The sequence below is a fragment of the Hydrogenophaga sp. genome, from assembly GCF_965657535.1.
Classification (GTDB): Bacteria; Pseudomonadota; Gammaproteobacteria; order Burkholderiales; family Burkholderiaceae_C; genus Hydrogenophaga.
On record NZ_CBFHOP010000009.1, the window covers coordinates 20,673 to 41,558 of the forward strand.

18 protein-coding genes are annotated in these 20,886 nt (G+C 61.8%); 3 read left to right on the top strand and 15 right to left on the bottom strand.

Annotation, left to right across the window (positions count from 1 at the left end; all coding sequences use genetic code 11):
- The first annotated feature begins 67 nt into the window (after window positions 1-67).
- The 3 genes from ACTG4K_RS15575 (at window position 68) to folD (ending at window position 4,181) form a co-directional block, all read left to right on the top strand.
- The gene (locus ACTG4K_RS15575; RefSeq protein WP_439115135.1) at window positions 68-2,626 is read left to right on the top strand and encodes a PAS domain-containing sensor histidine kinase; all 2,559 of its coding nucleotides are present in this window, start codon (window positions 68-70) and stop codon (window positions 2,624-2,626) included.
- Entirely contained in the window at window positions 2,623-3,249 is a 627-nt protein-coding gene (locus ACTG4K_RS15580) for a response regulator transcription factor (RefSeq protein WP_439115136.1), read from the top strand. The genes ACTG4K_RS15575 and ACTG4K_RS15580 overlap by 4 nt, the downstream gene beginning before the upstream one ends.
- Window positions 3,250-3,332: 83 nt before the next feature.
- Window positions 3,333-4,181, top strand: coding sequence for a bifunctional methylenetetrahydrofolate dehydrogenase/methenyltetrahydrofolate cyclohydrolase FolD (folD, locus tag ACTG4K_RS15585; RefSeq protein ID WP_439115137.1), 849 nt, complete (start codon window positions 3,333-3,335; stop codon window positions 4,179-4,181).
- 34 nt (window positions 4,182-4,215) lie between these two features.
- On the opposite strand, the gene ACTG4K_RS15590 is transcribed toward folD, so the two are convergent.
- The 15 genes from ACTG4K_RS15590 to ispC all read right to left on the bottom strand — a co-directional run bounded on the left by ACTG4K_RS15590 (window position 4,216) and on the right by ispC (window position 20,875).
- On the bottom strand, window positions 4,216-4,689 hold the full coding sequence (locus ACTG4K_RS15590) for a DUF4149 domain-containing protein (protein WP_439115138.1): 474 nt from the start codon (window positions 4,687-4,689) through the stop codon (window positions 4,216-4,218).
- Window positions 4,690-4,696: 7 nt separating this feature from the next.
- The gene (gene greA, locus ACTG4K_RS15595; protein ID WP_439115139.1) at window positions 4,697-5,173 is read right to left on the bottom strand and encodes a transcription elongation factor GreA; all 477 of its coding nucleotides are present in this window, start codon (window positions 5,171-5,173) and stop codon (window positions 4,697-4,699) included.
- A gap of 187 nt (window positions 5,174-5,360) precedes the next feature.
- Window positions 5,361-8,624: a carbamoyl-phosphate synthase large subunit gene (gene carB / locus ACTG4K_RS15600; RefSeq protein WP_439115140.1), complete on the bottom strand. Its 3,264-nt coding sequence runs from the start codon at window positions 8,622-8,624 to the stop codon at window positions 5,361-5,363.
- Window positions 8,625-8,658: 34 nt separating this feature from the next.
- Window positions 8,659-9,021: a hypothetical protein gene (locus ACTG4K_RS15605; RefSeq protein WP_439115141.1), complete on the bottom strand. Its 363-nt coding sequence runs from the start codon at window positions 9,019-9,021 to the stop codon at window positions 8,659-8,661.
- Between the two features lie 39 nt (window positions 9,022-9,060).
- Window positions 9,061-10,221, bottom strand: a complete 1,161-nt coding sequence (carA, locus tag ACTG4K_RS15610; protein ID WP_439115142.1) for a glutamine-hydrolyzing carbamoyl-phosphate synthase small subunit — start codon at window positions 10,219-10,221, stop codon at window positions 9,061-9,063.
- Between the two features lie 301 nt (window positions 10,222-10,522).
- Window positions 10,523-11,305 (bottom strand): TrmH family RNA methyltransferase, encoded by a 783-nt coding sequence (locus ACTG4K_RS15615; protein ID WP_439115143.1) that lies wholly within the window; start codon window positions 11,303-11,305, stop codon window positions 10,523-10,525.
- The gene (rnhB, locus tag ACTG4K_RS15620) at window positions 11,302-11,982 is read right to left on the bottom strand and encodes a ribonuclease HII (protein WP_439115144.1); all 681 of its coding nucleotides are present in this window, start codon (window positions 11,980-11,982) and stop codon (window positions 11,302-11,304) included. The genes ACTG4K_RS15615 and rnhB overlap by 4 nt, the downstream gene beginning before the upstream one ends.
- Window positions 11,954-13,099, bottom strand: a complete 1,146-nt coding sequence (lpxB, locus tag ACTG4K_RS15625) for a lipid-A-disaccharide synthase (RefSeq protein ID WP_439115145.1) — start codon at window positions 13,097-13,099, stop codon at window positions 11,954-11,956. The genes rnhB and lpxB overlap by 29 nt, the downstream gene beginning before the upstream one ends.
- A gap of 4 nt (window positions 13,100-13,103) precedes the next feature.
- Window positions 13,104-13,898, bottom strand: coding sequence for an acyl-ACP--UDP-N-acetylglucosamine O-acyltransferase (gene lpxA, locus ACTG4K_RS15630; protein ID WP_439115146.1), 795 nt, complete (start codon window positions 13,896-13,898; stop codon window positions 13,104-13,106).
- A 19-nt stretch (window positions 13,899-13,917) separates the two neighbouring features.
- Window positions 13,918-14,358, bottom strand: a complete 441-nt coding sequence (fabZ, locus tag ACTG4K_RS15635; protein ID WP_439115147.1) for a 3-hydroxyacyl-ACP dehydratase FabZ — start codon at window positions 14,356-14,358, stop codon at window positions 13,918-13,920.
- A complete protein-coding gene (lpxD, locus tag ACTG4K_RS15640; protein ID WP_439115148.1) occupies window positions 14,355-15,407 on the bottom strand; it encodes a UDP-3-O-(3-hydroxymyristoyl)glucosamine N-acyltransferase in 1,053 nt (350 codons plus the stop codon). The genes fabZ and lpxD overlap by 4 nt, the downstream gene beginning before the upstream one ends.
- A 16-nt stretch (window positions 15,408-15,423) precedes the next feature.
- Complete coding sequence (locus ACTG4K_RS15645) at window positions 15,424-15,876, bottom strand: OmpH family outer membrane protein (RefSeq protein WP_439115149.1); 453 nt, start codon at window positions 15,874-15,876, stop codon at window positions 15,424-15,426.
- A gap of 65 nt (window positions 15,877-15,941) precedes the next feature.
- Window positions 15,942-18,254: an outer membrane protein assembly factor BamA gene (gene bamA / locus ACTG4K_RS15650; protein ID WP_439115150.1), complete on the bottom strand. Its 2,313-nt coding sequence runs from the start codon at window positions 18,252-18,254 to the stop codon at window positions 15,942-15,944.
- A gap of 12 nt (window positions 18,255-18,266) precedes the next feature.
- Window positions 18,267-19,631, bottom strand: coding sequence for an RIP metalloprotease RseP (gene rseP / locus ACTG4K_RS15655; protein WP_439115151.1), 1,365 nt, complete (start codon window positions 19,629-19,631; stop codon window positions 18,267-18,269).
- Between the two features lie 68 nt (window positions 19,632-19,699).
- Window positions 19,700-20,875, bottom strand: a complete 1,176-nt coding sequence (gene ispC / locus ACTG4K_RS15660; RefSeq protein WP_439115152.1) for a 1-deoxy-D-xylulose-5-phosphate reductoisomerase — start codon at window positions 20,873-20,875, stop codon at window positions 19,700-19,702.
- Between the last annotated feature and the right edge of the window lie 11 nt (window positions 20,876-20,886).

Sequence of the window (20,886 nt, forward strand, 5' to 3'; positions counted from 1 at the left end):
ATGAACCGACCGCATTTGCGCGCGCACAGCGCTGGCGTGGGAAGCTCTCACGTAGACTTCGGTTCAGATGATTCCTTTGCCCAGCACACCGCCCAACGTACCCACCCCGCCCGCAGCCTCCAACTGGTGGAAGCGCTGGTGGCGCAAGCTCCCGCCCTCGCGGCAAGACCGTTTTGCAACGCTCGCGCCGCTGCTGTCGGTGCTGCTGTTTCTGTCGGCCATCGTGGTGGCCATCACCTACCTGCGCTATGAAGAACTTGAGCGCGAACAGGAAGCGGTGACCCGCGACGTGGAGTACGCGCAGCAGCGCCTGCGCCTGCGCCTGCTAGAGCGTCAGGAACAGCTCATGCGGCTGGCCCGAGAGGTGGACAACAAGGAAATCTTGGACGAAGAATTTGAGTTTCAGGTTGAATCGCTGATCAGCCAGTTCCCCGAACTGCTGGCCGTCACCTGGGTCGATAGCCGGCGCAATGTGTTGGCCAGCTACGCGTCACCCAGCGCGCCGCCCCACCTCGCCCGTTTGCCGGGCCGTGCCTTGGCGCCAAACGAAACCGACGGCTCGTTTGACTTGGCGCGCGACCTGCGCCAGCCGATCTATTCGCGCCCGATGGGCGAAGACCCTCGCCTCGCAACGCTCATGTTGCAGGTGCCTTTGTCCGAACAAGGGCGGTTTGCCGGCACCGTCATGGGCGAATATTCGGTGGACGGGCTGATGCGTTTTGGCATCCCGCCCGAGGTAATGGCCCGCTACGCCGTGGCGCTGCTCGATGACCGGGGCCGCGTGCTGGCGGGCAGCCTGCAATCGTCCAACGGGGTGCTGCGCCTGCTGCCCTGGTCGGAACAGCCGCTGGAGCATGAGGTGGCCGTGTCCCCGGTGGGCAACGGCCTGATCTTGAAGGCCCAGGGCTACCGCACCTCACAAGACATCGTGGGCAGCGGCTTCTTCTGGGTCATCGGCGCGCTGAGCGCCCTCACCGTGTGGATGCTGCTGGGCACCTGGCGCCACACGCGTCGGCGCGTACAGGCGCAGCAAGCGCTGGTGGCTGAAACCAATTTCCGCCGCGCCATGGAAAACTCCATGCTCACCGGCATGCGCGCGCTGGACATCCAGGGCCGCATCACCTACGTGAACCCAGCGTTTTGCTCCATGACGGGATGGACCGAAGGCGAGCTGGTGGGCCGCACCGCGCCGTTCCCCTACTGGCCCGACGACGACCACGACCAACTTACCGCGCGGCTGGAGGACGAGCTCAGCGGGCGGTCGACACCGGGCGGTTTTGAGGTTCGGGTGCAGCGCCGCGACGGCAGCATTTTTGACGCCCGCATGTACGTGTCGCCCCTGATCGATCCCAAAGGACACCAGACCGGCTGGATGACCTCCATGACCGACATCACCGAGCCCAAGCGCATTCGTGAAGAACTGTCGGCGTCGTACGAGCGCTTCACCACGGTGCTGGAAAGCCTGGACTCGGCGGTGTCGGTGGCGCCGCTGGGTAGCGACGAAATGCTGTTTGCCAACAAGATGTACCGCCTGTGGTTTGGCACCCGGGGCCAGGGCCACCGGCACCTGGTGGAGCTGGCCGGCAACCAGCCCACGCCGAGCCCGGACAATGGCGATGCGGTGGACGCATTTGCCGGCATGCCGACCGACACCCTGACCGAAGCGGGCGCAGAAAACGCCGAGGTTTTTGTGGAAGAACTCGACCGCTGGCTGGAGGTCCGCACCCGCTACCTCACCTGGGTAGACGGCCGGCTGGCCCAGATGGTGATTGCCAGCGACATCACGCCGCGACGCAACGCCGAGGAACAGGCTTCGCGCCAAGCCGAGCGCGCACAAACTGCCAGCCGCCTGATCACCATGGGTGAAATGGCGTCCAGCGTGGCGCACGAACTCAACCAGCCACTCACCGCCATCAGCAACTACTGCAACGGCATGATTTCGCGCGTGCAGGAAGACCGCATCACGCAAGACGAGTTGCTTGGTGCCCTGGAAAAAACCGCACGCCAGGCCCAGCGCGCCGGTCAGATCATTCAGCGCATCCGTGCCTTTGTGAAGCGCAGCGAACCCAACCCCACGCTGTCCGACGTGTCGCTCATGGTGAGCAACGCGATCGAGCTGGCCGACATCGAACTGCGCCGGCAGCAGGTGCGCCTGACGCCCTACGTCGCGGCCCGATTGCCCAACCTGCTGGTGGACCCGATCCTGATCGAACAGGTGCTCATCAACCTGCTGAAGAATGCCGGCGAAGCCATCGCGCAAGCGGGTCGCCTGCCCGGTCAACGGCATGTGGAGTTGCGCGTTGGCCCCAAGCGCCAGGACGACCAAGACGTGGTGGAATTTGCAGTGCGCGACTCGGGCAGTGGCGTCCCCGACGAAATGATCGAACGCATCTACGAAGCGTTTTACAGCACCAAGAGCGAAGGCATGGGCATTGGCCTCAAATTGTGCCGAAGCATCGTGGAATCGCACCACGGAAGGATGCAAGTTCAGAACATCTACAATGGCGCCGAAGTGGTGGGCTGCTGCTTCAGCTTCTGGATCCCCGTGGTTTCACGGCTGCGACCCGAAGGTACGACAGACAGCACCACCGCACAGTCGTTGACGGACATAGAAAGAGCGAGATGAGTTTGATCCCCAAAAAAGGCACCGTCTATGTGGTCGATGACGACGAAGCCGTGCGAGATTCTTTGCAATGGCTGCTGGAGGGCAAGGACTACCGGGTGCGGTGCTACGAATCTGCAGAAGCTTTCCTAAGCCGCTATGACGCACGCGAAGTGGCCTGCCTGATTGCCGACATTCGCATGGGCGGCATGACGGGGATGGAATTGCAAGACCGCCTGATCGAACGCCAGTCACCGCTGCCAATCGTATTCATCACGGGCCACGGTGACGTACCGATGGCAGTCGAATCCATGAAAAAAGGTGCCCTGGACTTTATCCAGAAGCCGTTCAAGGAAGAGCAACTGGTGGCGTTGGTCGAGCGCATGCTGGAACGCGCCAAAGAAGCGTTTTCCACCTACCAGCAAGCAGCCAGCCGCGATGCACTGCTCTCCAAACTGACCAGCCGCGAAGCGCAGGTGCTAGAGCGCATTGTGGCCGGACGCCTGAACAAGCAAATCGCTGACGACCTGGGCATCAGCATCAAGACGGTCGAGGCTCACCGCGCCAACATCATGGAAAAACTGGGTGCCAACACCGTGGCCGATCTGCTGAAAATCGCCTTGGGTCAGACACCAGCCAAAGCCTGACAGACAGACACTTGAACAGCCCTATCGACGCCTGCCCTCACCGGCGGGCGTTTCCGTTTCAAAACCACTCCTGTCCCAACGCCATGACCGCCCAACTGATCGACGGCAACGCCCTCTCCCGCCAACTCCGTGCCGACGTCGGCGCCCGCGTGACCGCGCTCAAAGCCAGGGGCGTCACGCCCGGTCTGGCCGTGATTCTGGTGGGCGATAACCAGGCCTCTCAGGTGTACGTGCGCAACAAGGTCAAGGCCTGCGAAGATACCGGCATGCACTCGGTGCTGGAAACCTGGCCCGCCAGCTTGACCGAGGCCGAACTGCTCGGCCGTGTGGATGCGCTGAACAGGGACACCTCCATCCACGGCATCCTGGTGCAGCTACCGCTGCCCGCCCACATCGATGCACAAAAGGTGATCGAAGCGATTGACCCGGCCAAGGACGTGGATGGTTTTCACATCGCCAGCGCTGGCGCACTGATGACCGGTATGCCCGGTTTCTGGCCCTGCACGCCCTACGGCTGCATGAAGATGCTGGAAAGTATTGGATACGACCTGAAAGGCAAACACGCGGTGGTGATCGGCCGCAGCAACATCGTGGGCAAACCCATGGCGCTGATGCTGCTGCAAAAAAATGCCACCGTCACCATCTGCCACAGCGGTACCAAAGACCTGAAAGCCATGACGCTGCAGGCCGATGTGATCGTGGCTGCCGTGGGCAAGCGCCATGTGCTCACCGCTGACATGGTCAAGCCCGGTGCCGTGGTGATCGACGTCGGCATGAACCGCAACGAGGAAGGCAAGCTCTGCGGCGACGTTGACTTTGAAGGCGTGAAAGCAGTAGCGGGCTACATCACTCCGGTGCCCGGCGGCGTAGGCCCCATGACCATCACCATGCTGATGGTGAATACGCTGGAATCGGCTGAACGCACGAAGTGATCGCCCCGCGCCGTCAGCGCTGTGCTGATGGGCGTTACGACGGATTTCGGGGCGATAGCCTCCAGAGCACAGCGCCCGCACACAGCCACTGCCCCAGCACCATCAGCGTGCCCAGGCTGTGCCACAGGCGCAAATCGCCACCCGTAGCGCGCGCCGTCACGATCTTTTGTGCAACACCAAATTCTTGCAGCAGCGCCAGCAGCATGGCCGCGAGCACAAAGCCCATGGTGGTGAGCACCCGCTGCATGGCCTGCACACGAGCCGGGTCTACCGCCTCACCCGCCCGAGGAAAGTGCGCTGCGGAACGCTGACGGCGCAGCAACAACAGCAACACCAGGCCGAGTCCCAAACCTGCCCAGCATTGCAGGGAAAACAGCCTGGCCGCGACCGGACCCGCCACCGCAGGGCTGCCCAGGCTGGCAAACAGCGTGGGCACAGCCACGAAGCTGATGCCCGAGATACCGCCCCACCAAAGGGCTGCTACGAGAACCGCCAGTTGCTGTATCACAAGCCCGTCACTCGTAGCGCACCGACACAATGTCGTAGCGCCGGGTACCGCCGGGAGCCTGCACCTCGGCGGTGTCACCCTCTTCTTTGCCAATCAGCGCGCGCGCAATGGGGCTGCTGATGTTGACCAGGCCCAGCTTGAGGTCGGCCTCGTCTTCCCCGACGATCTGGTAAGTCACCGGCACACCGCTGTCTTGGTCCTCCAGTTCCACGGTGGCACCAAACACGATTCGGCCCCCGGCATCCACCGTCAGTGGATCGATGATCTGGGCCGCAGACAGCTTGCCTTCAATCTCAGCGAGGCGACCTTCGATAAAACCCTGACGGTCTTTGGCAGCATCGTATTCGGCGTTTTCGCTCAGGTCACCCTGCGCGCGCGCTTCGGCAATGGCGTTGATCACCCAAGGGCGGTCAACCGTCTTCAGGCGGTGAAGTTCTTCCTTCAGTTTCTCGGCGCCGCGCTTGGTGATGGGGATAGTGGACATAAGATTGATTCTCCAAAAGCAAACCGCCGGGCGTTGCCGCTCGGCGGTGTTCATGAAAAGAGATTATGCCGCGAAAGAAACAGGCGCTCGCCGGGTGGCGGTGCATTTGAAACCAAAAATGAAAACGGGCACCAGCGCCGTTCAGCACCGATGCCCAAGGTACCCAAGCCGCAAATAGCGACCGCTATCAGGCCGTCAGTTGCGCGTGCATTTCCTGCACCGAAATGACGCCCAGGCTGTCGATGTACTTCATGCCTTCCACCGCCGCTTCAGCACCTGCGATGGTGGTAAAGGTGGTGACGCGGGCCAGCAAGGACGAGGTACGGATCTGGCGCGAATCGGCGATCGCGTTGCGGCGCTCTTCCACCGTGTTAATCACCAGCGCAATGTCACCGTTCTTGATCATGTCCACAATGTGCGGGCGGCCTTCGGTCACTTTGTTCACGGTTTGCACCGGCACGCCAGCGGCGCTGATGGCAGACGCCGTGCCGCGTGTGGCCACCAGGTCAAACCCCATGACCACCAGTTCGCGCGCAATCTCCACAGCGCGAGGCTTGTCGTTGTTCTTCACCGTCAGGAAAACCCGCCCGGTAGTGGGCAGCTTGGTACCCGCGCCGAGTTGACTCTTCACAAAGGCTTCGCCAAAGGTCTTGCCCACGCCCATCACCTCGCCGGTGGACTTCATCTCGGGGCCGAGGATGGTGTCCACACCCGGGAACTTGACGAAGGGGAAGACGGCCTCTTTGACGCTGAAATAAGGCGGCGTGACCTCTGCACCAATGCCCTGATCGTCAAGCGACTGACCGGCCATACAGCGCGCTGCTACCTTGGCCAGCTGGATACCTGTGGCCTTGGAAACGAAGGGCACCGTGCGCGAAGCACGGGGGTTCACTTCCAGCACAAAAATCACGTCTGTCTTTTCGCCGCTGGCATCTGTTTCCTGGATGGCGAACTGCACGTTCATCAAGCCCACAACGTTCAGACCTTCGGCCATGGCCGCCGTCTGGCGCTTGAGCTCGTCCACCGTGGCCTTGCTCAGGTAGTAAGGCGGTAGCGAGCACGCCGAGTCGCCGCTGTGCACGCCTGCCTGCTCAATGTGTTCCATCACACCGCCAATGAACACGCGGCCGGTGTGGTCGCGTATGGCGTCCACGTCGCACTCAATCGCGTCGTTCAAAAAGCGGTCCAGCAACACCGGTGAGTCGTGGCTGACCTTGACAGCTTCGCGCATGTAGCGCTCCAGGTCGCGCTGCTCGTGCACGATTTCCATAGCCCGGCCACCCAGCACATAGCTGGGGCGCACCACCAGCGGGTAACCCAGGGCAGCAGCTTTTTCCAACGCTTCAGGCTCGGTGCGGGCGGTGGCGTTGGGCGGCTGGCGCAGGCCCAGCTCGTGCAGCAGTTTCTGAAAACGTTCACGGTCTTCTGCCGCATCGATCATGTCGGGCGTGGTGCCGATGATGGGGACGCCGTTGGCCTCCAGGCCCAAAGCGAGCTTGAGCGGCGTCTGGCCACCGTATTGAACGATCACGCCCAACGGCTTTTCCTTGTCCACAATTTCCAGCACGTCTTCCAGTGTCAGCGGCTCGAAATACAGGCGGTCGCTGGTGTCGTAGTCGGTGGATACGGTTTCCGGGTTGCAGTTGACCATGATGGTCTCGTACCCGTCTTCGCGCATGGCCAGAGCGGCGTGCACGCAGCAGTAGTCGAACTCAATGCCTTGCCCGATGCGGTTCGGGCCACCGCCCAGCACCATGATCTTTTTGTTGGTCGTTGGCTCGGCTTCGCACTCGCCATCACCGTGGCCTTCGTAAGTGGAGTACAGGTAGGCGGTGTCGGTGGCGAACTCGGCCGCGCAGGTGTCCACCCGCTTGTAGACCGGGCGAATGTTTTGCGCGATGCGGCTCGCGCGCACGGCGGCTTCAGTGGTCTTGAGCAGTTTGGCCAGGCGGCGGTCAGAGAAGCCCTTTTTCTTCAAGCCACGCAGCGTGTCGGCGTCCAGCGCCTCCAGGCTGGTTTGCTCCAGCTGCAACTCGATCTTCACGATCTCTTCAATTTGCACCAGGAACCAGGGGTCGATCTTGGTGAACTGGTGCACCTCTTCCATCGACCAACCGGCCGCAAAAGCATCGCCCACGTACCAGATCCGCTCGGGGCCAGGTTCGCCCAGTTCGCGCTCCAGCGTTTCGCGGTCTTGGGTTTTTTCGTTCATGCCGTCCACACCCACTTCCAGGCCGCGCAGCGCTTTCTGGAAGCTTTCCTGGAAGGTGCGTCCCATGGCCATCACCTCACCCACACTCTTCATCTGCGTGGTCAGGCGGCTGTCGGCGGTGGGGAATTTCTCAAACGCAAAACGCGGAATCTTGGTCACCACGTAGTCGATCGACGGTTCGAACGACGCCGGCGTGGCGCCGCCGGTGATTTCGTTGCGCAACTCGTCCAGCGTGTAGCCCACGGCCAGCTTGGCCGCCACCTTGGCGATGGGGAAGCCAGTGGCCTTGGAGGCCAGCGCCGACGAACGCGATACACGCGGGTTCATCTCGATCACCACCATGCGGCCGTCGGCCGGGTTAATGGAGAACTGCACGTTGGAGCCGCCGGTGTCTACACCAATTTCGCGCAGCACGGCCAGCGAGGCGTTGCGCAAAATCTGGTATTCCTTGTCGGTCAGCGTCTGTGCTGGGGCCACGGTGATCGAGTCGCCGGTGTGCACGCCCATCGGGTCCAGGTTCTCGATCGAGCAGACGATGATGCAGTTGTCCGCCTTGTCGCGCACCACTTCCATCTCGTACTCTTTCCACCCCAGCAGCGACTCTTCGATCAGCAGCTCGTTGGTTGGCGAGGCTTCCAGACCGCGCTTGCAAATGGTCTCGAACTCTTCCGGGTTGTAGGCGATACCGCCGCCCGTGCCGCCCAGCGTGAAGCTGGGGCGAATGACAACCGGGAAGCCCACGGTCTTTTGTACCGTCCAGGCTTCTTCCATGCTGTGAGCGATGCCCGAACGCGCGGAACCCAGACCGATCTTGGTCATGGCGTCTTTGAACTTTAGGCGGTCTTCGGCCTTGTCGATGGCTTCGGGCGAAGCGCCAATCAGCTCAACATCGTATTTCTTCAAGACGCCGTTGTGCCACAGATCGAGGGCGCAGTTCAGCGCGGTCTGGCCACCCATGGTGGGCAAAATGGCAAAGCCGCCAGCGTTCAAAGGACGCTCTTTAGCGATGATTTTTTCGACTGTTTGCCAGGTGATGGGCTCAATGTAGGTTACATCGGCCGTGGCCGGGTCGGTCATGATCGTGGCCGGGTTGCTGTTGATCAGCACGACCTTGTAACCCTCTTCGCGCAACGCCTTGCAGGCCTGCACGCCGGAGTAATCGAACTCACAGGCCTGGCCGATGATGATCGGGCCGGCGCCGATGATGAGGACGGTTTGGATGTCGGTTCTTTTGGGCATGGGGTTCGCTAGGTGTCTTTGAGCGCAGGCAACTTCAGGCCTGCCGCTGGGTTTCCAGGTGGGTCAGCAGCGCCTGTATGCGCTCGGCTGGGACGTTTTTTTGCATCAGCTGCAGCAGGCCGTCGCCTTCGATCATGGGACGCAACACGTCCACCTCGGCCGGATAAAACCGCGCATCCCAGGCACTGAGCTCCTCGTTGAAGGTGGCGTCGTCCCAGCTTTTTCCTTTGGCGAGCATGGTCACCAGCGGCATGGCCTTGTTTTCAACAAAGGCTTTGCGGTATGGTTTTTGTGCCCAGCGCTGGGCAAACCACTCTTTGTGGGGCGGCTCCAGCGTCAGCATGCGCTTGGCTATGGCCTTCTCAACCGCGAACACCGGAAAACTGAAGAGCTTCATGGAGGCCTGTGGAAAAAGGATTGGCTGCTTCGGACTGGTTCAAGCGGCGTTGGCTGGCTGCATCAAACCGATGAAACGGTCGAACAGGTAACCAATGTCGTGCGGGCCAGGAGACGCTTCCGGGTGGCCCTGGAAGCAGAACGCAGGCTTGTCGGTGCGGGCCAGGCCCTGCAAGGTGCCGTCAAACAGGCTCACATGGGTGGCACGCAGGTTGGCAGGCAGGTTCTTTTCGTCCACCGCAAACCCGTGGTTCTGACTGGTAATGCTCACGCGGCCGCTATCCAGGTCTTTCACCGGGTGGTTGGCGCCGTGGTGGCCGAACTTCATCTTGAAGGTCTTGGCGCCACTGGCCAGCGCCATGATCTGGTGGCCCAGGCAAATGCCGAAGGTGGGCACGCCGCTTTCAATGATCTCGCGTGCTGCGGCAATGGCGTAGTCGCATGGCTGCGGGTCGCCCGGGCCGTTGGACAGGAAAACGCCGTTGGGCTTGAGCTTGAACACGTCGGCGGCAGGGGTCTGCGCGGGCACCACGGTGATCTTGCAGCCGCGCTGGGCCAACATGCGCAGGATGTTGTGCTTGACGCCGAAGTCGTAGGCCACCACATGAAATTTCGGCGCAATCTGCTCGCCGTAGCCAAAACCCAGCTGCCATTCGGTCTGCGTCCAGGTGTAGGGCTCGGTGGCGGACACCACCTTGGCCAAGTCTTTTCCAGCCATGCTGGAGGCCGCCCGGGCTGCTGCCACGGCCTGCTCGCGATGCGCATCGGTCAGGGCCTCGCCTGCGGGCAAGGCGACGATGCAGCCGTTTTGAGCGCCGTGGGTACGCAAGCGGCGCGTCAAGGCTCGGGTATCCAGTTCGGCGATGGCCACGGTGCCCTCACGCTCTAGGTACTGGGATAGGGTCTCAACGCTGCGGAAGTTGGACGCCAACAGGGGCAGGTCTTTGATGATCAGGCCAGCAGCATGGACGCGGTTGGCCTCCACGTCTTCACGGTTGACACCGGTGTTGCCGATGTGCGGATACGTGAGCGTGACGATCTGCTGGCAGTAGCTGGGATCGGTGAGGATTTCCTGGTAGCCGGTGAGCGAGGTGTTGAACACCACTTCGCCTGTGGTCTGACCAGTTGCGCCAATGGATATGCCTGTAAAGACCGTGCCGTCGGCGAGCGCGAGAAGGGCTTTCGGGTGGACGGGAAGCACGGGGTTCTCCAAATGATTTTTGAGGCTCACTCGCACCTTTCAAGGCGCGCAACCAGGGGAGGAACGCACCATTTCGCAGCGTTTCAGGCAAGCCGAAACACCTTGAACTGGTCGGTGAACCTGGGCAGGAAGCCCGGGCAGACGCGGGGTTGCGCCGTTTGCGGGTAAACCCCGGAATTATAGCCGCAAGGCCCCGACCGCCTCGCCAAGCGCGGCAGCCAGGCCGGTCGTTTTCAACTATTCTGCCCCAAGACGGTGCGCTTTGCGCCTCACCCAGGACCGAGGCAAACCGTGCGCGGCATCAACCCGCAGCCACGGCGCAAGAAACCGCGCTGGCATGCAGACAGATGGCTGCGGCGGCGGCCACATTGAGCGACTCTTCGCCGCCGGGCTGCGCAATGCGCACGGACCGACCCGCCAACGAAGAGAGTTCCGGGCTGACGCCCTGCCCTTCGTGCCCCAGCACCCAGGCACAGGGCCAGGGCAGCTGGGCCTGATGCAACCAGTCTCCCTGGTGCGAACTGGTGCCCACCAATGGCACGGCCAGACCAGCAAGGTCGGCTACCGACAGGCCCTCCACGAGGTGCAGGGCAAAGTGCGCGCCCATGCCTGCGCGCAAGACCTTGGGCGACCAGAGTGCGGCGGTTCCCTTCAGCGCTAACACCTGCCGAAAGCCGAACGCGGCGGCACTGCGCAAGATGGAGCCCACATTGCCGGCGTCCTGTAAGCGATCCAACACCACCGCGGGTTCACCGGGCAACAAACCTGCACCGGTCGGCAGATTCCAGACAAAGCCCACGCCCGCAGGCGATTCCAGCGCACTGATACTGGCCATTAGGGGGGCCGGGATGGTGACGATTTTGTCGGCTGCATCCCGCAGATCGTGTGGCGCCTGCTGCCAGAAGACCTCGGTGAACACAGCCATCTCGGGGCGCCGTCCACGCGCCAGCAGCGCGCGGCAGAGGTGGTCTCCTTCAAGCCATACCTGGCCCTGCTTGCGGTAAGCCGTTGTGTCATGCGCCAGCACACGTAGGCGTTTGAGCAGCGGGTTGTCGCGGGAGGTGATGGGGATGGGTGTGTTCATAAACGGGGGGTTGCTGCAGGCGCCAACGGCTCGCCCGCTGCCGGGGCAGCAACGCTGGCCGCGGCCAGCGCACGCGCCACAGGCGCAAAAGAACGGCGGTGGACGTCCAGAGCGCCATGGGCCTGCAAGGCTTGCATGTGCTGTGCCGTGCCGTAGCCCTTGTGGCGGTCAAACCCGTAAGCAGGGTACTGCTCGTGCAACTCGTTCAACATGCGGTCGCGCGTAACTTTGGCCAGGATGGACGCAGCAGAAATGGCCGGCACCAATGCGTCGCCCGACACGATCGCCTCAGCCCGCACATCAAGGGCTGGCAGGCGGTTGCCGTCCACCAGTACTTTGTGGGGCTTGAGCCGAAGACCCTGCACCGCGCGCTGCATGGCCAGCATGGTGGCCTGCAAGATGTTGAGCCGGTCAATCTCTTCGACCGAGGCCAGCGCAATGCTGCAGCACAGCGCCTTGGCCCGTATTTCGTCGTAGAGCCTCTCACGGCGCGCAGCGGTGAGCTGCTTGGAATCGGCCAGGCCCCTGATGGGCGCGAGGTCGTCCAGGATCACGGCGGCGGCCACCACCGGGCCAGCCAGCGGCCCGCGCCCAGCTTCATCGACACCCGCCAACAAACCTGGGACATCCCAGGCCAGCGGTGCCTGCTCAGGCTTCAAGAACTTTTTCGATCGCATCGGTGGCCCGTTGGGCGGTGTTTTGGCGCAAGCTGTGGTGTAGCGCCGTGAAGCGCTGCTGCAAGGCGCCCATTCTCTCAGGCGCGTCCAGCCATGCGAGCACGGCTTGCGCAAGCGCCTGCGGTGTGGCCGCTCCCTGCAGATATTCCGGCACCACAAAGTCGTTGCACAAAATATTGGGCAAGCCCACCCAGGGCTGCAGCTGCTTGCGCCGCATGATTTGCCAGCTCAACCAGTTCATGTTGTAGGCAATTACCATCGGTCGCTTGAACAGCGCAGCTTCCAGCGTGGCCGTGCCGCTCGCAATAAGCGTGACGTCGCAAGCCGCCAGCACCGTGTGCGACTGCCCTGGCACCACCGTCAACTGCGCACCCAAGCCGGCCGCACGGGCTGCTGCTTCAATTTTCTGCTGAAGGGCGGGCACCGCTGGCACCACCAGCCTGATCTGCGGTCGCTGGCGTATCAAAAGCGCTGCGGCCGCAAAAAACACCGCTCCCAGGTAGTGCACCTCAGAGGCTCGGCTGCCCGGCAAGATGGCTACCACAGTATCGTCATCGGCCAAGCCCAGCCGGGCACGCGCAGCGGCCCGATCGGGCTCCATGGGAATCACATCGGCCAGAGGGTGGCCTACGTACGTGGCATCAATGCCGTGGCGTGCCAGCAACTCGGGCTCGAAAGGGAAAATGCACAGCACATGGTCGGCGCTGCGGCGGATTTTTTCAATCCGCTCGGGCCGCCACGCCCAGATGGACGGACACACAAAGTGCACGGTGCGGATGCCCCGGGCTTTCAGCGCCGCTTCCAGATCCAGGTTGAAGTCGGGCGCATCCACGCCAATGAACACGTCGGGCGGTTCAGCGGCCAACAGGCGCTGCTTCAGCTGGTCCCGGATACCCACGATTTCGCGGTAGTGCCGCAGCACCTCGACATAACCCCGCACGGCCAGCTTTTCGCTGGGCCACCACGCGTCAAAGCCCTGCTCAACCATGCGCGGCCCGCCGATGCCTGTGGCCTGAAGGTCGGGCCATCGCTGGCGCATGCCCTTCAACAGCAAGCCCGCCAGCAGATCACCAGACGTTTCGCCGGCAACCAGCGCAAAACGCCTGGGTTGTGTCATGGGCTCAGCGAACAATGCCGCGCTGGGGTGCGACCTGGCGCAAAAAATCCAGCATCATGGCCACATCGGGACCCGCGTCCGGACTCTTATCGTTCAGGCCAGCGATACGTTCCATGGCTTGCGCAAGCGTGAGATCGTCGCGGTACAAGGCCTTGTGCATGGCCTTCACCGCCGATATGCGCTCGGGCGAGAAGCCCCGGCGGCGCAGCCCCTCGAAGTTCATCGAGCGGGCCTGCGCAGGCTGGCCCTGACACATGACAAAGGGCGGCAGGTCGGCAAACAGCAGCGAACACATGGCTGTCATGGCGTGGGCACCCACGCGCACAAACTGGTGCACCACCGTGAAGCCGCCCAGAATCACCCAGTCATCCACCACCACATGGCCAGCCAGCTGCGAGTTGTTCGCAAAAATGGTGTGGTTACCGACCACGCAATCGTGCGCCAGGTGCACGTAAGCCATGATCCAGTTGTCGTTGCCCACCTCGGTGCGGGCCCGATCGCTCGGCGAACCAATGTTGAAGGTGCAAAACTCGCGGATGGTGTTGCGGTCCCCAATGACCAGTTCACAAGGTTCACCCGCGTACTTTTTGTCCTGCGGTATCGCACCCAGCGAGTTGAACTGGAAAATGCGGTTGTCCCGGCCAATGGTGGTGTGGCCTTCAATCACGCAGTGCGCACCGATGGTGGTGCCTGCACCCACCTTTACATGCGGGCCAATGACCGTGTAAGGCCCCACCGAAACCGACGTGTCCAGCTCTGCGGCTGGGTCCACCAAAGCGGTGGCGTGGATCGTTCCCATAAACAGCTGATCCGGGGGTTCAGGCGATGGTGCGCATGGTGCACATCAGCTCGGCTTCGCAAGCCACGTCAGCCCCCACACGCGTGATGCCCTTGAACTTGAAGATGCCGGCTTTCATGCGATCCAGCGTCACGTCCATCACGAGCTGGTCACCGGGTTCGACCGGACGCTTGAAGCGCGCGCCATCGATGCCGGCAAAGTAGTACACCGTCTTGTCGTCGGGCGTCACACCCACGGTGTCAAATGCCAACAACGCAGCAGCTTGCGCCATGGCTTCGAGCATCAGCACGCCCGGCATCACCGGGCGGTGTGGGAAATGGCCGCCAAAAAAAGGCTCGTTGATGGTGACGTTCTTCAGCGCCTTGATGCTTTTGCCCTTGTCGAGTTCAAGCACACGGTCCACCAGAATGAACGGGTAGCGGTGTGGCAGCTGCTTGAGAATCTGGTGAATGTCCATCATGGTTTAGAGATGCTTTTTTGGGCTTGTGCAAGAGCCTGTTCGACGGCTTTGAGCCGTTCCCGCAGGCGGTTGAGTTGTTTGAGTGAGGCGGCGTTCTTTTCCCAAGCCGCATTGTCGTCGATGGGAAACATGCCGGTGTAGTGGCCTGGCTTGAGCAAGGAACGGGTCACCACCGAAGCGGCCGACACATGCACGCCGTCTGCCAGCGTCAAATGCCCCAACACCACCGCGCCGCCGCCCACGGTGCAATGCGCGCCGATGGTGGCGCTGCCAGCTACGCCCGCATTGCCCGCCATCGCGGTGTGTGCACCGATGTGCACGTTGTGTCCAATCTGTATCAAGTTGTCCAGCTTCACACCGTTTTCGATTACGGTGTCATCAAGCGCACCACGGTCAATACAGGTGTTGGCACCAATCTCGACATCGTCCCCAATGCGCACGGCACCCAGTTGTTCGATCTTGATCCACGCGCCCTCGTGCTGGGCGAATCCAAAACCATCGGCCCCGATCACAACGCCAGGGTGCAACACACAACGTGCGCCCACCACGCAGCGTTCGCCCACGCTGACCCGCGGGTGAAGGCGCGAGTCGACACCAATGGACGCACCGGCTGCCACCACCGCATGGGCCCCAATGCGCGCACCACGAGCGATCCGTGCGCCGGCGGCCACCACAGCAAACGGGCCAATGTCCACCCCTTCGGCCACTAGCGCTGTGGGGTGTATGCTGGCCAGTGGGTCGATTGAGGGTTCTGCACGCTCATCGTGCTCGCTGCGCCACCATTGTGTGAGGCGGGCGAAATACACATAGGGGTTGTCTGTAACGATACAGGCGCCGCGTTGCGCAGCCGCTTCCTGCATGCTGGATGGCACGATCAAGGCACCTGCCTGGGTGGTTTGCAGCTGACTGGCATAGCGCGCCTGGGCAATGAAAGCCAAGTCAGTGGGACCTGCGGTGGCGAGCGGTGCCAGCCGGTCCACCACCGCATCGCGCGGACCGTGCAGTGTGCCGCCCAGGGCATCAACAAGGGTGCCCAATGGCCTTGACACGCCCGAGCCCGCCGCTTTACTTCGCGCCGTTCAAGCCGCTGAGCACCTTGTCGGTGATGTCGTGCTTGGGGTTGATGTAGACGGCCTCCTGGATCACCAAGTCGTACTTTTCGGCCTCGGCCACTTGCTTGATCACGCGGTTGGCACGCTCCAGCACGCCTTGCAGCTCTTCGTTCTTGCGAAGGTTCAGGTCTTCCTGAAATTCGCGCTGCTTGCGCTGAAAGTCGCGGTCTTGTTCCACCAGCTGGCGCTGGCGGATCACGCGCTGCGCCTCGGCCAACGTAGGCGCTTCGCGTTCAAATTTTTCGGACGCACTCTTGAGCTGGGAGGCGAGGGTTTGAATCTCCTTTTCCCGGCGGGAAAACTCCTGCTCAAGCTTCACCTGGGCCGACTTGGCCAGATTGGCTTCGCGAAAAATGCGATCGGTGTTCACAAAACCGACCCGGAAATCCTGAGCTGCTGCAACCATGGTGGAGATTCCAAGGGCGGCAGCCAAGAGAACGTGGCGGTTGAACATGCGAGAAAGGGTCATCATTAAAAGGAGGTTCCGATTTGAAACTGGAATTTCTGGATTTTATCGTTTGCCTGCTTGCGAATGGGGTTCGCATAAGCAAAGCGCAACGGGCCAATGGGCGAGATCCAGCTCAGGCCCAAACCGACGGAAGCGCGCAGATCAGATGCCGACAATTTTTCGCCAGGGCCATACACGTTGCCTACGTCCATGAATCCAAACAAGCGCAGGGTGCGATCGTTGCCCGCGCCGGGGAACGGCGTGATGAACTCGGCGTTGAGCACAACGTTGCGGTTGCCACCGATATTGACTTCATCGGTTGAGTTCAAAATTTTCGACGTAGGACCCAGCGTGCCTTGCTCAAAGCCGCGCACCGAGCCCAAGCCACCCCCAAAGAAGTTCTTGAACACAGGGTAATCACGACCGCCCAGCCCCTTGCCGTAGCCCAGTTCGGTATTGAACGCCAGCGTGTACTGCTTGGTCAGCGGAATGTATTGTTGAAACTGGTAACTGGCCTTGATGTAACGGGTGTCGCCCGCCACGCCCAACTCGGTGTTGAGGCGCTGCAAACGGCCCTCACTGGGTACCAGGGCGCTGTCTCGACCGTCGCGTGCCCAACCGATCGTCAGCGGTACCGACGTGCTGCTTGAACCAAATGTGTTGGCGTAGGTCTGGTAAGCCTCAGGCAGACCGGTTCCCGCCTCGATGCGGGTCTGTTCTGCGCCGACACCAAAAAATACCGTGTCCTGCTCGGTGAAAGGTACGCCAAAACGCACGCTCACGCCCGGCGTGATCAGGCGGTAGTCACCACCCTGCTCGGTGTAAGGCGTCGTGGTCTTGTAGTACAGGTCAAACGTGCGAGATATGCCGTCAGGCGTGAAATACGGGTTTGTGGTGCTCAGCACGAACTGGCGGTTGAACTCGCTGGTGTTCAGATCGAGACCCAGGTAGTTACCGGTGCCAAACACGTTTTCCTGCTTGATACCAGCCACCAAGGAGAGCTTGTCCGCCTGGGAATAGCCGGCGCCCAGCGTCAGGTTACCGGTGGGCTTTTCGGCAACCGAAATGGTCAGGTCCACCTGATCGGGCACGCCAGGCACCTGCTGGGTATCGATGCCGACTTCGGTGAAATAGCCCAGGCGGTCCACCCGGTCGCGCGAAAGGCGAATCCGATCGCTGTCGTACCAGGCCGATTCCAGCTGGCGAAACTCACGGCGAATCACTTCGTCGCGCGTGCGGTTGTTGCCTTCCACGTTGATTCGCCGCACATACACGCGCCGGGCAGGCTGCGCGCGCAATACAAAAGCCACGCGGTTGTTGACTCTGTCGATCTCGGGCGTGGCTTCCACTTGGGCAAACGCGTAGCCGAAAGCGCCGAAATAATCGGTAAACGCCTTCACCGTACGGGACACGTCTTCCACGTTGTAAGGCTCGCCGGCCCGCAGGCTCACCAGCGTTTTGAACTCGGCTTCCTTGCCCAGGTATTCGCCTTCCAGCTCTACCGAGGACACCACATAGCGGTTGCCTTCTGTGATGTTGATGGTGATCGCCATGTCGTCCTTGCCAGGCGCGATGGCCACCTGGGTCGAGTCGATCCGGAATTCCAGAAAGCCGCGCGTCAGGTAATAAGAGCGCAGGTTTTCCAAGTCAGCGTTGAGCTTAGCACGCGAGTAACGGTCGGACTTGGTGTACCAGCTCAACCAGCCGCCAGTATCCAGGTCAAACAAGCCTCGCAGCGTAGCCTCTGAAAACGCCTGACTGCCCACAACACGAATCTCTTTGATCTTGGCTACATCGCCTTCGATCACATTGAAGTTGAGGTCGATACGGTTGCGCTCACCCGGCGTGACCGTGGTCACCACCTGCGCTGCGTACATGCTGCGGTTGATGTACTGGCGCTTGAGCTCCTGCTCGGCTCGGTCGGCTAGGGCTTTGTCAAATGGACGCCCTTCTGTCAGCCCAATATCGCGCAACGCCTTTTTGAGTACATCGGCGTCAAATTCCTTGATGCCGGTGAAGCTCACGTCGGCCACGGTGGGGCGTTCTTCGACGATCACCACCAGCACATCACCATTGACCTGCAGACGCACGTCGCTGAACAAACCCAGGCCGAACAGCGAGCGGATCGCGGCAGAGCCCTTGTCGTCGTTGTACTGCTCGCCGATGCGAAACGGCAGGGAAGCGAACACCGTACCCGGCTCCACCCGCTGCAAGCCCTCCACACGAATGTCGCGCACCGTAAAGGGGTCAACGGCCCACGCAGGGAGTGCCGCCAGGAGCGAAGCTGCGAGCGCTGAGAGCGTCAGAGCACGCAGACCGAAAATGTTATTTTTCATGAAAAGAAGAGTTCAGCCAGCCAAACGGGCCACATCATTGAACAAGGCAATGGCCATCATCGCCATCAGGATCGCGACACCCCCGCGCTGCAGCCGCTCCATCCAGACGTCGGACACGCTGCGGCCAGTGACACCCTCCCAAAGATAATACATCAGGTGCCCCCCGTCCAAGACGGGCAGCGGCAGCAGGTTGAGCACCCCCAGACTGACGCTGATGAGCGCAAGAAACAACAGGTAAGAGGTGATACCGAGGCTGGCCGATTTGCCGGCATAGTCGGCAATCGTCAGCGGGCCACTGAGGTTTTTAATAGATGCCTCACCAATCACCATGCGACCCATCATTTTGAGAGTGAGCCACGACACCTCGGCGGTGCGAACCACGCCCTGCGTGAAGCCATCCAGCACGCCCAAGCGCACCGTCATCATGGCCGGCGCAGCACCAATGTAGGCCCCTACCCGACCGACCCAGGCGCCCGCCTGTTGCTCTGGAACGGGCTTAACCAGCAGTTCCAGACGCTGGCCACGGCGCTCCACCAGCCAGCGCTGCTCAATACCCTGCCCTGCGGAGCCCGTTGCCGAGCGAATGAGACTGCGCAAGCGCTGCCCATCGCTCACAGGCTGGCCATCAACACTTTGCACCACATCACCCGTTTGCAGCCCAGCGGCTGCGGCAGCGCCGCCGTCCATCACGTCGCCCACCACAGGAGCGGTCCAGGGGCCGAGGATGCCCATGCGCTGAAAAAGGCTGGCATCGGCCTCGCGCACATCGAGTTCACTGAGCGCCAAGGTCACGGGTCGCACACTGCCGCCCTCTTCGCTGGCCACCCACAAGGTCATGTCGTCACCCGACAACGCAGCCTGGGTCAGGCGCCAGCGCAAGTCTTCAAAAGAAGAGACCGGGGTAGGCTCGGCGTCGGCCGTGGCCGCTTCCGACACCCACTCTCCGCCCACCAGGCCGGCGCGCTCGGCCAGCGAAGACGCGGCGGGGCTGGCCAACACGGGTTTGGGCTCTTCCACTCCGGTCCAGTTCACCAAAGCATAGAGAGCAACCGCCAGCAACAAATTGGCTGCTGGGCCGGCAGCCACAATCGCCGCCCTGGAGCGCAAAGGCTGGGTGTTGAACGCCAAATGCTTTTCAGCCGGGTCCACCGGAGCCTCCCGCTCGTCCAGCATGCGCACATAACCGCCCAAAGGCAGGGCGCACAACACAAACTCGGTTGGGCTGCCTTTGCGCCGCCAGCTCAGCAGGGGCTTACCAAACCCGATGGAAAAGCGCAACACCTTCACACCACAGGCCACCGCCACGCGGTAATGGCCGTACTCGTGTACAGCGATCAGCAAACCCAAAGCAAGAACAAAAGCAACCAGAGTGAGCATGTGACCTCAGTGACCAGATGAACGGGAAACAGACCAGGCGCAGCCGGGTGGCTGCGTCCTGCGCTGAATCAAGCGAATAGCCGCTGAACGATCAAGTCGGCTCTTGATCGAGCCTCGGCATCAATGGCCAGCAAGTCGTCCAGCGATTGCGGTTTGGAGGGCACCATGGCCTGCAAAGTTGCATGGTTGACCACGTGGATCTGGTCAAAACGCAAACGACTATCCAGAAAAGCCGCCACCGCCACCTCATTGGCAGCGTTCAGCACGGCAGTGGTGCCGGTGGGCCCATCCAAAGCGCCCCAAGCCAGTTGAAGGCCTGGGAAGCGCTCGTCGTCGGGTTTTTCAAAGGTCAGAGCCGCCAGACTGGAAAAGTCCAAAGCCGCCGCACCCGACGCCATGCGCTCAGGCCATGAAAGTCCATACGCGATGGGCACTCTCATGTCGGGCGTGCCCAACTGAGCCACCACGGAAGCGTCGGTGTACTGCACCATCGAATGGATCACACTTTGTGGATGAATCACCACCTCAATTTGCGAAGGCGCCAGTCCGAACAGGTAGCGCGCCTCGATCACCTCCAGCGCCTTGTTCATCATAGTGGCGGAATCGACCGAGATTTTTCGTCCCATGACCCAGTTCGGGTGGGCGCATGCTTCTGCGGGCGTCACCGCAGCAAGCGTGGCCGGATCGCGTGTGCGAAACGGCCCGCCCGAGGCGGTCAACACAATTTTCTGCACACGGCGCGCCCAAGTCGTGGGGTCTTCGGGCAGCGACTGAAAAATGGCCGAATGCTCGCTGTCAATCGGCAACAGGGTAGCGCCGCCCGCGCGAACAGCCTCCATGAACAGATCACCGCCCACCACCAGCGCTTCCTTGTTGGCCAGCATCAGCTTTTTGCCCGCACGGGCCGCAGCCAGGCAAGGCGCCAGGCCAGCAGCACCCACAATGGCGCCCATCACCGCATCCACGGCAGCGTCGGTACTGACATCGCACAGCGCCTGGGGCCCAGCCAGCACCTCAACGCTCAAGCCGAGTTCGCGCACGCGGTCCTGAAGTTGCCGGGCATGGTCGGCACTGGCCATCACGGCGAAACGGGGTGAAAACTGCTGGCATTGCGCCAGCAACAGTTCGACCTGGGTGGCTGCGGTTAGCGCAAACACCTGGTAGCGTTCCGGATGGCGGGCCAGCACGTCCAGCGTGTTGGTGCCAATCGAACCGGTTGAGCCCAGAATAGTGACAGATTGCATGGTGGTCATGT